This window comes from Streptomyces sp. HUAS 15-9 (genome assembly GCF_025642155.1).
Lineage (GTDB): Bacteria > Actinomycetota > Actinomycetes > Streptomycetales > Streptomycetaceae > Streptomyces.
Window position 1 is genome coordinate 509782 of record NZ_CP106798.1, and the last position, 14223, is coordinate 524004.

Annotated in this window: 12 protein-coding genes and 3 pseudogenes; 7 read left to right on the plus strand and 8 right to left on the minus strand. The window is 69.5% G+C overall.

Translation table 11 applies throughout. The features are described from left to right. Positions 1 to 7 precede the first annotated feature (7 nt). Both N8I87_RS02250 and N8I87_RS02255 read right to left on the minus strand, forming a co-directional pair. Positions 8 to 457, minus strand: coding sequence for an SRPBCC family protein (locus N8I87_RS02250; RefSeq protein WP_263205006.1), 450 nt, complete (start codon positions 455 to 457; stop codon positions 8 to 10). 183 nt (positions 458 to 640) lie between these two features. Further along, on the minus strand, positions 641 to 1252 hold the full coding sequence (locus N8I87_RS02255; protein ID WP_263205008.1) for a class I SAM-dependent methyltransferase: 612 nt from the start codon (positions 1250 to 1252) through the stop codon (positions 641 to 643). A gap of 144 nt (positions 1253 to 1396) precedes the next feature. On the opposite strand from N8I87_RS02255, the gene N8I87_RS02260 reads away from it, so the two are divergent. The 3 genes from N8I87_RS02260 to N8I87_RS02270 all read left to right on the plus strand — a co-directional run bounded on the left by N8I87_RS02260 (position 1397) and on the right by N8I87_RS02270 (position 4361). Further along, positions 1397 to 2050, plus strand: coding sequence for a TetR/AcrR family transcriptional regulator (locus tag N8I87_RS02260; RefSeq protein WP_263205009.1), 654 nt, complete (start codon positions 1397 to 1399; stop codon positions 2048 to 2050). A gap of 65 nt (positions 2051 to 2115) precedes the next feature. Continuing rightward, complete coding sequence (locus N8I87_RS02265; RefSeq protein ID WP_263205011.1) at positions 2116 to 2241, plus strand: hypothetical protein; 126 nt, start codon at positions 2116 to 2118, stop codon at positions 2239 to 2241. Beyond that, a complete protein-coding gene (locus N8I87_RS02270) occupies positions 2238 to 4361 on the plus strand; it encodes a SpoIIE family protein phosphatase (protein WP_263205013.1) in 2124 nt (707 codons plus the stop codon). The genes N8I87_RS02265 and N8I87_RS02270 overlap by 4 nt, the downstream gene beginning before the upstream one ends. A gap of 216 nt (positions 4362 to 4577) precedes the next feature. Here N8I87_RS02270 and N8I87_RS02275 read toward each other — a convergent pair whose 3' ends face one another. Together N8I87_RS02275 and N8I87_RS02280 are read right to left on the minus strand one after the other, a co-directional pair. After that, positions 4578 to 4832, minus strand: coding sequence for a hypothetical protein (locus N8I87_RS02275; protein ID WP_263205015.1), 255 nt, complete (start codon positions 4830 to 4832; stop codon positions 4578 to 4580). An 88-nt stretch (positions 4833 to 4920) separates the two neighbouring features. Continuing rightward, on the minus strand, positions 4921 to 5511 hold the full coding sequence (locus N8I87_RS02280; protein WP_263205016.1) for a TetR/AcrR family transcriptional regulator: 591 nt from the start codon (positions 5509 to 5511) through the stop codon (positions 4921 to 4923). Positions 5512 to 5667: 156 nt separating this feature from the next. On the opposite strand from N8I87_RS02280, the gene N8I87_RS02285 reads away from it, so the two are divergent. Beyond that, a complete protein-coding gene (locus tag N8I87_RS02285; protein ID WP_263205017.1) occupies positions 5668 to 6687 on the plus strand; it encodes an aldo/keto reductase in 1020 nt (339 codons plus the stop codon). A 60-nt stretch (positions 6688 to 6747) separates the two neighbouring features. Here N8I87_RS02285 and N8I87_RS02290 read toward each other — a convergent pair whose 3' ends face one another. Continuing rightward, a complete protein-coding gene (locus N8I87_RS02290; RefSeq protein ID WP_263205018.1) occupies positions 6748 to 8628 on the minus strand; it encodes a propionyl-CoA synthetase in 1881 nt (626 codons plus the stop codon). Between the two features lie 511 nt (positions 8629 to 9139). Between N8I87_RS02290 and N8I87_RS02295 the strand changes: the two are divergent. Both N8I87_RS02295 and N8I87_RS02300 read left to right on the plus strand, forming a co-directional pair. After that, positions 9140 to 10774: pseudogene (locus N8I87_RS02295) on the plus strand (NPCBM/NEW2 domain-containing protein); the annotation flags it as partial. 33 nt (positions 10775 to 10807) lie between these two features. After that, positions 10808 to 11233: pseudogene (locus N8I87_RS02300) on the plus strand (NPCBM/NEW2 domain-containing protein); the annotation flags it as partial. A 236-nt stretch (positions 11234 to 11469) separates the two neighbouring features. Here N8I87_RS02300 and N8I87_RS02305 read toward each other — a convergent pair. Beyond that, a complete protein-coding gene (locus tag N8I87_RS02305; protein ID WP_263205019.1) occupies positions 11470 to 11667 on the minus strand; it encodes a hypothetical protein in 198 nt (65 codons plus the stop codon). A 46-nt stretch (positions 11668 to 11713) separates the two neighbouring features. On the opposite strand from N8I87_RS02305, the pseudogene N8I87_RS44250 reads away from it, so the two are divergent. Further along, positions 11714 to 12082, plus strand: a pseudogene (locus N8I87_RS44250) (ricin-type beta-trefoil lectin domain protein); the annotation flags it as partial. A gap of 54 nt (positions 12083 to 12136) precedes the next feature. Here the strand turns inward: N8I87_RS44250 and sbnB are convergent. Beyond that, positions 12137 to 13171, minus strand: coding sequence for a 2,3-diaminopropionate biosynthesis protein SbnB (gene sbnB / locus N8I87_RS02310; protein WP_411577180.1), 1035 nt, complete (start codon positions 13169 to 13171; stop codon positions 12137 to 12139). Positions 13172 to 13203: 32 nt separating this feature from the next. After that, a complete protein-coding gene (locus N8I87_RS02315; RefSeq protein ID WP_263205022.1) occupies positions 13204 to 14208 on the minus strand; it encodes a TauD/TfdA family dioxygenase in 1005 nt (334 codons plus the stop codon). Positions 14209 to 14223 lie beyond the last annotated feature (15 nt).

The following is a 14223-nucleotide window of genomic DNA, read 5'->3' on the forward strand; positions in this document are numbered from 1 at the left end:
TGTGAGCTCAGCGTTGGCCTTCGACAAAGTCCTTGAACTGTTCGAGATCCTGCTGGATCAGATGCTGGATCCTGTCGGACTGGGCGAACCCTTTGGGGCCGCCGAAGGTCTCGCGGGTCTTCTCCGGGTCGTACTCGACGCGAAGCTGTATCTGCGTGTGCTCGTCGTCGATCGCCCGTACGGTGAACGCGCCCTTGAGATCGGCGCCCTCACCCTTGGCGGTGTGCCACATCATCACGCTGCCCTGCGCACCGCCCTTGGCACGGTCGGTGAACTCGGCATCGAGTTCTCGCGGTCCCGCCGCCGATTCCAGGGCCAGATGTGCTCGGCGCTTGCCCTCTGGTCGCGCTTCCCGGACGCCGTCCACGAACTGCGGAAGGCTCTCCACGCTGTGCAGGTAGTCCCAGGCCACCTCGGCGGGTACAGCAACGTCGATCTGGTTCTCGATCGTGGACATGTGCGACACCTCCGTGATCATCCGCACAGGTAACGGGCCGGTCCCCACCTCCCACCATCGGCCGTCCGGGGGATGCCCGCACCCGGAGGGCGCCCACGACCACGCGGGGAGCCGCGAAATGCGGTTCGCCGTCAGGCCGGGTGAGGCAGTTGTGCCCTCATGTCACGCCTTCGCGGTCTCGGATCACGTCGGCCGCACCGCCTGCACATGGCGCAGCCACGGCCGTACGTCGCCGCTGCCGCGCACCTCGAAGCCCGCGTCGGTGATCAGTCCCTCCAGCAGGTCCACGCGATGGTGTGCCATGGCGTGGCCCGCCCCGCCATGCACCAGGTGGCGGCCGAGCCTGGACTTCGGCGGGCGGAACTCGACGACCAGCAGGCGCCCGCCGGGCCGCAGAACCCGGCGCATCTCACGCAGTGCGGCAGGCCGGATCTCCTCCGGCAGGTGGTGCAGCATCAGGCTGGTGACGACCGTGTCGAAGGCGGCATCGGGCAGGTCGAGGGACTCGGCGATGCCCTCCCGATAGGTGCAGGCGGCACTGCCCGGCCGTGGCTTGCGCCTGCGGGCGTAGTCGAGGACCGGCGGTGACGCGTCGACACCGGTCACCGCGCCCTCGGGGCCGACCCGCGTGGCCATGTGCCGGGTGAGGTAGCCGGTGCCGCAGCCCACGTCCAGGACGCGGTCACCGGGCTCGGCTCCGCTGAGCTCGGCGAGGCGGGTGAAAGCGCGGTTACGGCGACCGGCGAAGCACAGGGCGCCGAAGACTTCGTACGCGCGCGGGGTTGCGATCGTCACGCCAGGTGTGTCCGGGCGCGGCTTGCCTTGCATGAGGTGACCGAGGGACATGGACCCTCCTCCATAACTTAGTCGCGACTAAGTACCGCTCCTAACTTAGTCGCAACTAAGAGAAACGGCAAGGGGCGGCATAGGATGACGGGCGTGACCGAGCCCCGAGCCCGTACCCGGACGCGCCTGCCCGCGGCGCAGCGGCGCGCGTCCATCCTCATGGCCGCCACGGAGGTCTTCTCCGAGACCGGCTACCAGCGGGGCAAGGTCTCCGACATCGCCAGGCGCGTCGGCGTCACCGAGCCGGTGGTGTTCCAGAACTTCGGATCCAAGGCCGCGCTGTACCGGGCGGCCCTCGACCACGCCACCTCAGCAGTGTCCGAACTCCTCAACCGGGCCGCCGACGCCGGACGCCCGGTCCCCGAGGTCCTGGCGGCCTTCCTCGATCCGGCCCACATGGACCGCTTCCACCAGCCCGGATCCCACGGGTTCCTCTTCGCCGACGCCACGGCCCTGTCCCACGACCCGGAACTCGGAGACGCCCTCCGCCAGGTCCACCAGCACTTCGCCGACTTGCTCGCCGACCTGCTCCGCCGCGGCCAGGACGCGGGCGACATCCGCCACGACATCGACCCGCACACCGCGGCCTGGTGGCTCATCTCGCTCTTGGCGGGCCGTTCCTTCCGTGCGGCAGTGGTCTCCGACCGGGAGACCGTGGAGGCCGCGGTGACGGACATGGCGCTGCGGTCGTTGCTGCCGGAGAGGCACGAAGAGCCGGAAGCGCCGGAGGAGCCGGACGGCCCCTGACCCCGCGATCGTCGGCAGCAATGGGACTGCCACCGAGGTGCCCCGTCCCGCCGCCGGGAGAGACCATGGAGGCGGGGTACCTGGAGGCGGGGTACCTGGAGGCGGGGGTACGTGCGGTCGCGGCCGGGTTTCGGCCCGGTCCCGGGAGCGGGTCGTACGGCACCATCGGCTGGAAGGAGGGCCGGCGATGAGCGCCAGCTCATCCGGGCAGCCTCCTGCCGACCTCGGACTGGAGAACAGCGGCCGGCCGGAGGACCGAACGCCGGCGCCGAGCGGGTTGATGGACCTGCTGGGTGTCGCCGCGGTGCTGCTGGACGCCGAGGGCCGCATCGTCCTGTGGAGTCCGCAGGCCGAGGCGCTCTACGGCTACACCGCCGAGCAAGCACTCGGCCAGTTCGCGGCACAGCTGCTCGTCCACGAAGACAACTGGGACTGGGTGATCAAGACATTCGCCGAGGTCATGGAGACGGGCCAGCCCTGGGCGGGCACGTTCCCCATCCGTTGTGCGGACGGCGGCACACGTCTGGTGGAGCTGCGCAACATGCGCCTGCTCAACGACCACGGCGACTTCTACGCCCTTGGCCTGGGCGCCGACTCCCCCACGCTGCGCGAGCTCGAGAAGAACGTCGCCCTGTCCACGCGGCTGGTCTCCCAGTCCCCCATCGGCGTGGCCATCCTGGACACCGACCTGCGGTACGTGACCGTCAACCCGGCTCTGGAGCGCATGCACGGACTTGCCGCGAAGCATCACCTCGGGCGCCACTACCGCGAGGTCCTGAAGTCCTCGGAGTTCGAGACGGCCGAGGCGGCGATGCGGCGGGTCCTGGAGACCGGGATCCCGCTGGTGGAGGAGTCGACCGTCGTCGGGCGCACACCTTCCGACCCCGGGCGCACGCATGCGTGGTCGATCTCGGTGTACCGGCTGGAGGACACCCGGGGCCAGGTTCTCGGGGTGGCCGAGTGGGTGGTCGACGTCACCGAGCGCTACGAATCCGCGCTGGCGGCCACCGAGACACGCCGGCGTCTGGCTCTCATCGCCGCCGGTTCCATCCGCATCGGCACGACGTTGGAGGTCGACCAGACGGCCCGGGAGCTGGCTGACGTCACCGTGCCCGACTTCGCCGACGTGGTCTCCGTCGACGTACTCGACTCGGTCCTGGACGAGCACCGCCCCCGGTCCCATACCGGTCCGGAGGTCTTCCGTGCCCTGGCGGTGAAGGTGGCCTATCCCACCGACGCCGAGCTGGCCGCCGACCCACCCGGTGAGCTCGCGGCGTACGGTGCCGACCGGCTGGCCACGCAGTGCGTGCGCACGGGCCGCCCCATCCTGGTCAGCCACGCCGAGGGCGGTGACCTCAGGCGCATGGCCCGTGACGACCACGCGGCCACTCTGCTGGCGCGCGCAGGGGTGCACTCGTACCTCGCCGTTCCGCTCACCGCCCGCGGCAACACGCTCGGCTTCCTCGGCCTCACCCGTGCCCGCGACCCACGTCCCTTCGACGAGGACGACCTCGCCATCGCCGTGGAACTTGCCTCCCGCACCGGGGTGTGCATCGACAACGCCCGCACGCACCAGAGCGTGCGCAGCGCCGCCGAGACCCTGCAGCGCAGTCTGCTCCCCGACCTGCCGACGGATCTTCCCGGTCTGCAGGTCGCCGCGCGTTACCGGCCCGCGCAGGCCGCGTACGAGATCGGCGGTGACTGGTACGACGTGCTGCCGCTGCACAATGCCAGGACGGCGCTCGTCGTGGGCGACGTCATGGGCAGCGGCATCGACGCCGCCGCCACGATGGGCCGCCTGCGCACCGCCACCGCGGCCTACGCCGACCTGGACCTCGAACCCGCCCAGGTTCTGCAGCACCTCGACGCGATCACCGGCCGGCTGGAGCAGTACATCGCCACGTGCCTCTACGCCGTGTACGACCCCCACCGCGGTGAATGCCGCATCGCCAGCGCCGGACATCTGCCCCCGGTCCTCGTACGCGTCGGTCGACGCCCCGCGCTCCTCGACCTGCCCACCGGCGCTCCTCTGGGAGTGGGCGGCGTCCCGTTCGAGAGCACCGCCATCGAACTCGCCCCCCACGATCAACTGGTGCTGTACACCGACGGACTGGTCGAGACCCGCGACCACCCCATCGACGAGCGCCTCGACACCCTCCTGCACCTCCTCGAGGAACCAGGCCCACTGGAGGACACCTGCGACCGCCTCCTCCACCGCCTCCGCCACCCCGGCGCCCCCGACGACGTAGCCCTGCTCATCGCCTGCGCACGCCCTCTCGGTCCGGATGACCCCGGGCAGGAAGGCCGGTGAGTCGGAGTCCGGTACCGCCCTTCTTTTCTCACACCCGCTCGTCCGCCGAGGCTTCGTCGTCGCTCATTGCGGTGTAGACGGTCACGATCGATGCGATGACGTCCGCCTCGACCGGGCCGATGATCTGCAGCCACGCCAACTCACTCAATCCGTCGAATCGGCCGACTCCGCCGGCTGCCCCCTCGGGCCAGGGGTGTGGCGCCCTCGGCAGGTACGTCAGGGAAATCTCGTCGATGAGCAGCCGGAGATCTCCGGGGGCTTGGACACCGTGGCGTAAGAGAGGCCGGAGAGGGAGATCACGACATCGGGCTTCGACGGCCCTTCCCTGAGCGTGATCTCCGGCGAGTCGTCCTCGTCGAATGCCTCGAACGAGATCCGGCTGATGAAGTAGCCGACGAGCGGCGCGAGCACCCGCGCGGTGTTCGCGCACCGATTCCTGAACGCGCCTTCCGACTCGCTGGGATCAGTCACAGGCGGAGACCATGAGTCTGGCCGCCACGCGTCGACCAGGTTTGCCGGCGCGGCAGTTGCGCTCCCGCATCAGCTGCCTTGCCGATGGTCAGTGGGACCGGCGCAGCCCCGTGATGAGGATGTCGACCAGTCGGCGTGCGTCGTAGTGGGGGTCGTTCTCCGCGCCGATGCAGAGGTTGCCGACGCCACGCATGAGCTCGTAGGCCTTCAGGTCGGAGCGGATCTCGCCGGTGGCGGCCGCTGCTTCGAGCAGTTGGGTGCACACGGGCAGGAGGCGGTCGAGGAAGTAGGCGTGCAGGGCGTCGAAGCCGACGTTGTCGGACTGCAGCACGGCGGCGAGTCCGTGCTTGGTGACGAGGAAGTCGACGAAGCGGTTGATCCATCGGCCCAGTGCCGCGTAGGGAGTTGGGCCGGCAGCCAGTAGCGCCGGACCCGCCTCGGCGCAGGCGTCGACCTGGTGCCGGTAGACGGCGATGATGAGATCCGCTCGCGTCGGGAAATGCCGGTAGATCGTGCCGAGCCCGACGCCTGCCTCGGCCGCGATGTCGCGTACCGGCGCTTCCACGCCTGACGCGACGAAGACCGCGGCAGCCGCGTCGAGCAGGGTCTCCTTGTTGCGCCGGGCGTCCTTCCGCTGGGCCGGGGCCGCGTGCCCTGCGCCCTCGTCGCCGTCGCTCATCGCACCATTCCTCCGTTGTCGGGCTTGCAAAAACGGAACAGGGTTCCGTATCGTTACCGGAACAAGGTTCCGTTTGCTCATCATGCCAGAGCGGCGAACCCGGCACCTACTTCACGCATTGTCACCACGTTTCACCCGCAATGGAGGAACACGGTCATGCAGTACCGCACCTTGGGCCGCACCGGTGTGCAGGTCAGCTCGCTCGCGCTCGGCGCGATGAACTTCGGCAAGATCGGGCGCACCACCCAGGACGAGGCCACCGCCATCGTCGATGCCGCTCTCGAGGCCGGCATCAACGTCATCGACACCGCCGACAGGTACAGCGAGGGCGAGTCGGAAGAGATGGTCGGCAAAGCCATCGCCGGCCGCCGCGACGACATCGTGCTGGCCACGAAGGCATCCATGCCCATGGGCGACGAGCGCAACCATCAGGGCAGCTCGCGCCGTTGGCTGATCACCGAGCTGGACAACAGCCTGCGCCGTCTCGGTGTCGACCATGTCGACCTCTACCAGATCCACCGGTGGGACCCGAGCACCAGCGACGAGGAGACGCTGTCGGCGTTGACCGACCTGCAACGCGCGGGAAAGATACGCTACTTCGGCTCCTCGACCTTCCCCGCCTACCGCATCGTTCAGGCCCAGTGGGCCGCCCGCGAACACCACCTGAGCCGTTACGCCACAGAACAGCCCGGCTACTCGATCCTGCAGCGCGCCATCGAGACGCACGTGCTGCCCGTGACCGAGGAGTACGGTCTCGGTGTGCTGGTGTGGAGCCCGCTGGCCTCGGGCTGGCTGTCGGGTGCGATCCGCGCGGGACAGGAAGTCGCCACCAACCGCTCGGCGTTGCTGCCGGAGCGCTTCGACCTCACCATCCCGTCCAACCGGACCAGGCTCGACGCGGTCGAGCGGCTGGCCGGAGTCGCCGACGAGGCCGGTCTCACGATGATCCAGCTCGCGCTCGGATTCGTGACCGCGCACCCCGCCGTGACCAGCGCGCTCATCGGTCCCCGCACGCTAGACCACCTGCACTCCCAACTCGCCGCCGCGGACACCGTGCTCTCCGCAGACGTACTCGACGCGATCGACGCCATCGTCGCCCCCGGCACCGACCTGGCCCCGCACGAGAAGTACGACACCCCGCCCGCGCTGCTCGACCCGTCACTGCGGCGCCGCTGATCGCCCAAGGGGCACGTCCACGGCTGCCGAGCCCGCTAAATCGCCGCCTGCCCCTGCCGCCTACCGCGGCCGCAGAATCGTCCGGAGGTTGTCGAGCGCCCCGGGGTCTTCGATGGTGGAGGGCATCGGCACGTCCCGGCCGTCGGCGATGCCGCGCATCGCCTTGCGGAGGATCTTGCCGGAGCGGGTCTTGGGCAGGGCGTCGACCACGGTCACGTCGCGGAAGGCCGCCACCGGTCCGATGTCTCTGCGTACCGCTGCGACAAGCTCTTCACGGAGAGTGGCTTCGTCCGGATGCATACCGGACTTGAGCACGACCAGTCCGCGCGGCAGTTGGCCCTTCACCTCGTCGTGGACACCGATCACCGCGCATTCGGCGACCGCGGGATGCGCCGCGAGCACGGCTTCGATCGCGCCGGTGGACAAGCGGTGCCCGGCGACATTGATGACGTCGTCGGTGCGGCCCATCACGAAGAGATAGCCGTCCTCGTCGAAGAAGCCGGAGTCGCCCGTGGTGTAGTAGCCGTCGTGCTCGGCCAGGTAGGCGTCGATGTACCGCTGGTCGTCGCCCCAGAGCGTGGGCAGCGAGCCGGGTGGCAGCGGAAGCCGGACGACGACCGCTCCCTCCTGCCCCTGGGGCATCCGCTCGCTGGTGGCCGGGTCCAGGACCTGGACGTCGAACCCGGGTACGGGCATGGTGGCCGACCCGGGTTTGGCGGGCATCAGTTCCAGTCCGCGCAGGTTGGCCGCGATGGGCCAGCCCGTCTCGGTCTGCCACCAGTGGTCGATGACGGGCACGCCCAGGGTGTCGTGGGCCCAGCGGTAGGTGTCCGGGTCGAGGCGCTCTCCGGCGAGGAAGAGGGCGTCGAACGCGGAGAGGTCGTATCGCGACAGCTCGGTGGCATCCGGGTCGGCCTTGCGGATGGCCCGTAGCGCGGTCGGTGCGGTGAACAGTGCTTTCACTCCGTACTCGGAGATCACTCGCCAGAACGCGCCGGCATCCGGTGTCCCGACGGGTTTGCCTTCGTACAGGACCGTGGTCGCGCCGATCAGCAGTGGCGCGTAGACGATGTAGGAGTGGCCGACGACCCAGCCGACGTCGGACGCCGCCCACCAGGTGTCGCCGGGACCGATGCCGTAGATGTTGCTCATCGACCAGGCCAGCGCGACAGCGTGACCGCCGTTGTCGCGCAGTACGCCTTTGGGCCTGCCGGTGGTTCCGGACGTGTAGAGGATGTAGAGCGGATCGGTTGCCGACACGGGCACGGGGTCGACCGGCTTCGCGGTGGCGACCAGCTCGTGCCAGTCGAGGTCCCGGTCGTTCAACTCGGCCCGTGCGACGTCGCGTTGCAGGATCACGGTGTGCTCCGGCTGGTGCCGGGTCATCTGCAGCGCCTGGTCGATGATCGCCTTGTAGTCGATGACACGGGTCGGTTCGATTCCGCAGGACGCCGCCACGATCACCTTCGGCTGGGCGTCCTCGATGCGGGCGGCGAGTTCCTTGGGTGCGAATCCGCCGAACACGACCGAGTGAACGGCGCCGATGCGCGCGCAGGCGAGCATGGCGATGACGGCTTCCGGCACCATCGGCATGTAGATGATCACGCGGTCGCCCTTGGTGACGCCGAGCGCGGACAGCGCCCCGGCGAAGACGGCCACGGCATCACGCAGTTCGGTGTAGGTGTACGACGTCTTGGTGCCGGTCACCGGAGAGTCGTGGACGAGTGCCGTCTGCGCGCCGCGCCCGGAAGCCACGTGCCGGTCCAGGGCGTTGTGGGCCGTGTTCAGTTCACCGTCGGGGAACCAGCCGTACAACGGCGCCCGCGAGGCATCCAGGGCCCTGGTCGGTTTGCGGGACCATTCGATGGCCTCGGCCGCCTCCAGCCAGAACCCCTCCGGGTCGGTCAGGCTTCGGCGGTGGACATCCGTGTACTTCCCCATCAGGCATCTCCTCGTCGCATCGCCTCGGCACCACGTCTGCTCCGCGCCCGGCCGCACCGGTCACCACGTCGGGACGTTTCCGTCCTGTCCGATCAGCATCCCACTCCATGGGCGTCCCGCACCGGCGGAACATCGACAAGTCGATGACTCTCACTCGCCGTGCGAGGGTGGCCGCATGTGTTCCGGGTGCCACTGGGAGTCATCGAGGAGTCATCGAACCGGCGCTGCCACCGACGCTCCTCCGGCCGGTGGACGCCGAGGAGAAGGCGCTTCACGTCCCGGCCCAGGGTGAAGCCGTGCGGTGGCACGCATGAGGAGAAAGCGCATCCGAACCTTGGAGCACAAAAGCGGACCCGGCCGACGGTGGCACGGGTATTGACATGCTCCAGACAGGCCGCTGGGATGTGGTGACTTTCGTTCGCCCGCGTTTGATCGTGTGCACCACTCACCCTCCTGGGAGCCGCACGTGTCTGTCGAACGACGCCTTCGCAGAAAGCAGTTCGCCGTGGCCATGGCCGCCCTGGGCCTGGCCGTCCCGGCCCTTGTCGCGGCCGGGCCCGCGTCGGGCACGGTGACGATACCGGTCGCCGGACCCGCCGTGGACAACGGTCTCGCCCGCACCCCGCCGATGGGCTTCAACAACTGGAACTCGACGCACTGCCGGGCCGAGTTCAACGAGGACATGGTCGAGGGCATCGCCGATTCCTTCGTGTCCCTGGGACTCAAGGACGCGGGCTACACATATGTCAACATCGACGACTGCTGGGCACTGCCGAACCGGGACACGAACGGCAACCTCGTGCCCGACCCGGTCCGGTTCCCGCACGGGATCAAGGCCGTCGCGGACTACGTCCACTCCAAGGGCCTCAAGTTCGGGCTCTACTCCAGCGCCGGCACCAAGACCTGCGACACACAGGGCTTTCCCGGCGGGCTCGGACACGAGCGGCAGGACGCCGACCTGTGGGCCTCCTGGGGGGTGGACTACCTCAAGTACGACAACTGCAACAACAACGCCGTGGATGCCAAGCAGCGGTACAAGGCCATGGGAGACGCGCTCAAGGCCACCGGCCGCCCGATCCTCTACAGCATCTGCGAGTGGGGCGAGAACCAGCCCTGGAACTGGGCGGCGCAGTACGGGAATTCATGGCGTACGACCGGGGACATCTCCGACTCCTGGTCCAGCATGATCGGAATCGCCCACAAGAACCAGTCCCTGGCCCCGTACGCCGCGCCGGGGGGCTGGAACGACCCCGACATGCTGGAGGTCGGCAACGGCGGCATGACCGACACCGAATACCGCACCCACTTCAGCCTCTGGGCGCAGATGGCGGCGCCGCTCCTGATCGGCACGGATCTGCGCAGCGTGTCGTCGGCCTCGCTGGACATCCTGAAGAACACCGACGTCATCGGCGTCGACCAGGACCCGCTCGGGCGACAGGGCACGGTGGTGTCCTCGTCCGGCGGTCTCGTCGTGATGTCCAAGCCGCTTGCCGACGGCGGACGGTCGGTGACACTGACGAACGAGAACACGACCGCACGAACGGTGTCGACGACCGCGGAGGCCGTCGGCCTGGGCGGTTCGACGTCGTACTCCCTCAAGGACCTCTGGTCCAAGCAGCGGTCCACCACGACCGGTGCGATCAGCGCGTCCGTGCCCGCACACGGCACGGTGATGTACCGCGTGACGCCCGGCACGCCGGTTCCGCCGCCGACGGGCATCCATCAGCTCAGCGACCTGCCGTGGACCTCGGCGGTGAACGGCTGGGGCCCGGTCGAGCGCGACCGCAGCAACGGCGAACAGGCCGCCGGCGACGGCCGCACCCTCACCATCGACGGCACCACCTACGCCAAGGGCCTCGGCACCCACGCGAGCGGCGACATCACGTACCACCTGGGCGGCACCTGCGAGTCCCTGCGCGTGGACGTCGGTGTCGACGACGAGTCGACGGCGGGCGGGTCCGTCGCCTTCCGGATCTACCGGGACACGACCGAGGTCGCCGACAGCGGCGTACGGACGGCCGCCGACCCGCCGCTGCGCCTCACGGCGGATCTGACCGGCGGGACGACGCTGCGGCTCGTCGTGACCGACGGCGGCGACGGGATCGACTACGACCACGCGGACTGGGCCGATGCCCGGCTCGCGTGCGGCAGCGGCCCGACGGCCGGCACGCACGCGCTCAGTGACCTGACGTGGGCCTCGGCGACCAACGGCTGGGGCCCGGTCGAGCGCGACCGCAGCAACGGCGAACAGGCCGCCGGAGACGGCCACACCCTCACCATCGACGGCACCACCTACGCCAAGGGCCTCGGCACCCACGCGACGAGCGAGGTGACGTACTACCTCGGCCGCACCTGCTCACACCTGACCGTGAACGTGGGCGTGGACGACGAGGCCGGCGGGAGCAACGGGTCCGTCGTCTTCCGCCTCTACCGGGATGACACGCTCGTCGCGGCCAGCGGCCGCATGACGGGCGCGGACGCGGCCAGGACGCTCTCCGCGGACCTCACCGGAGGGCTGGAACTCCGCCTCTCCGTCACCGACTCCGGAGACGGCGTCGACTACGACCACGCCGACTGGGCAGCACCACAGCTGACCTGCGCCTGAACAAGAACACACGCCCCGCCCCCGGCAGTACGCGTGCCGGGGGCCCGGACCCACCGCTTCCTGGTCTGGGGACCTGCTCGAGAACACCGGCCCTATATTGCTGGCATGTTCCGGTCAGACAACCCCGCACGGCTTCGACGCCGGGCCGCCCTCACCGTTGCCCTCGCCCTGACGGGCGCCGCGCTCGGCGTGCCGGCTCCCGGCTCCGCCGCGTTGACGAGCGGAGACTGGGGCCACTACATCACCGACGACTGGAGCCAGTGCGATCTCGGCACCAAGTGGAACGGGGTCCGGGACAACCTGACCGAGGCGGCATCCGACTCGTCGGGCGCGATGTACGTGTCGTACACCTCGGCCAACTGCGCGCCGTCCGGGGCGACTCCGGCCGACATGGCCAGCGGATACGGCGGTGGCACCGGGCTGAACCAACGCACGCTGGACTTCCTCGGCGCAGGCCTTTCCGCCCGCACCGGCATCGTCATGACCGACTTCCCGGGACACGCCCTCGTCGCGGCACTCAACCGTCACCAGCCCGGCGGTCTGTCCGGCTACGTGTCCTTCGGGCTGTCCGGCAAGTGCCTGGACGCCTACGGCGGTTCGGGGGTCAACGGCACCGAGGCCGATCTGTGGACGTGCAATTCCAGCGCCGCCCAGTACGGGACCGCCGCACCCGACGGCACCCCGGTGGTGCTGTGGACCTGCACCGGCGGTGCGAACCAGCGCTGGACGCAGGGCGCCGGGGGCCGACTGGTCTCGGAGCAGTCCGGCAAGTGCCTCGAGGCTCCGGGGTCGTCCACGACCGACGGGACCCATCTGGTGATCTGGACCTGCAACGGCGGCACCAACCAGCAGTGGTTCCCGCACTCCTGGGTGACGGCACAGGTCACAGCGGCGTCGGTACGGTCACCCGTGCCGGCGCAGGTCGTGGAAGAAGTCCTCGACGACATGGAGTTGCCCGGAGCGCGCCGTCTCGTCGTACACGTACTTGCCGACGGCGAGGTCGAGTACGCCGAGGCCGAACGGCGAGAACACCACAGGCCGGTCGGTGGGGGGCGTCACGCGTCCGGTCATGACGTCGGCGAGTGTGCCGTGCAGGAAGTCTCGGTTGCCGGTGAGCTGTTCGGCCAGATGCGGGGAGGTGTCGGCCTTGAGGCAGTGGTCGACGTCGTCGACGATGTTGGTCGAGGCGAGGATGATCCGGGGCGCCAGGTCGCGCAGGGACACATGCAGGACCAGCGGATTGTGGTGGAACCAAGCCGGGTCGCTGACGTGCGGCTCGCCCGCGATGGTGGCGAACACGACGAGGTCACTGGAGCGGATGAGTTCCTCGGGGTCGTCGTGCACGGTGATCTGTCCGGCGCTGCCGGTCCGTCGAAGGTGGTCCCCGAACCCCGCGGCGCTCTGCTGGGACAGGTCATGGACGCCGGTCTCGTCGAAGGACCAGCCCACGGCGGTCAGGAAGGTGTGGATGTAGCGGGCGATCAGGCCCGTGCCGAAGAACCCGATGCGGGTGGGCCGTTGCCGGTTGCGGGTGAGGTGGTCGGCCGCCAGTGCCGCGGACGCGGCGGTTCTGGTGGCGCTGATGATGGAGCTTTCCAGGCAGGCGAAGGGATAGCCGGTGTCGTGATCGTTGAGGATCAGGACGGCGGAGGCCCTGGGGATACCCGCCTGGACGTTGTCGGGGAAACTGGAGATCCATTTGAGGCCGTCCACCCGGTCCTGCCCGCCGATCGAGGCGGGCAGGGCGATGATCCGGGAGGTGGGGCGGTCGGGGAACCGCAGGAAGTAGGACGGCGGGTTGACCGACTCTCCGGCGGCGTGCAGCAGATAGGTGGCCTCGACGAGGTCCACGATCTGCGGTTCCCGGCCCCGCAGGGCGTGCTGGACCTGTGCTCCGGCGATCACTGCGAACGATGGCACGGTGTACGGCTGGGACATGGCGGGCTCCATTGCCGTGGAAGGGGCGTTGGTCATCGGCTGCTCATCTCGGCGGGCGGCGCGCACGGGGCCGGCGTGAGCGGCTCGGCCATGGCGACGAGTACGTCACGTGGTCCCTGGAATGCCTCCCTGCTGTGTGCCGTGCGCACATTGTCGACGAGCATGAGGTCGCCGGCCCGCCACGGCGCGCGGGCCGTGTGGGCGGCGTAGATGTCGTTGAGGAGCTGGACGATGTCCGGGCCGATGGGGTCGCCGCTTCCGAAGCGGGTGTTGAACGGCAGCGAGTCGGCGCCGTGGACGTCGATGAGGTAGTCGCGGATCTCGGGTTCGATCGTCCATTCGTTGAGGAAGGCGATCTGGTTGAACCAGCAGCGGCGGCCGGTGACCGGGTGGACCGTCACGGCGGGGCGGCGCTGTCGCGTGCGCAGACTGCCGTCGGTTTGCCAGGCGAACGCGATGCCGGCGCTGCGGCAGTAGTCCTCGACGGCACCGCGGTCATCGGTGCCGAAGGCCTCGCTGTAGGGGGCGCCGATCTCGTCGTTGTAGGTACGGGTGAGCAGCCAGCCTTCCCGCTCGAAGCGCTCGACCAGTTCGTCCGGCAGCGCCTCCAGGACGGCGCAGGCATCGGCGATGGCGGTGGCTCCGCCGGTGGCGGGTGCGGTCAGACAGGCGAACAGCATCAGGCCAGGCGGCCGGAGTGTGTAGCTGAGTTCGTGGTGCATGCACATCGGCTGGGTCGGTGGCCAGGCCGAGGAGGAGTACACGCCCGGGGCGTACGTCCTGCGGGGAGCGAAGGACTCCCTGTCGGTCATCAGGGCCGGGGCCAGCCGGTGGAGGACGACGCCGGCCTGGTTCGCGTCACGCAGGCGCAGGCCACGGACGAGGACCGCGCCGTGTTCGGTGACCAGGGTGCGCAGTGCGTGACGGTGGTCGGCCGCCCACGCCGGGGCGTCGCCGGGGGTGTCCACGTACAGGACCGGGGGCTTGCCGGGGTTCAGGTCCACCTTGAGGAGGGACGCCGGCGTCGCGTAGGACATGGTGGCTTTCCTTTC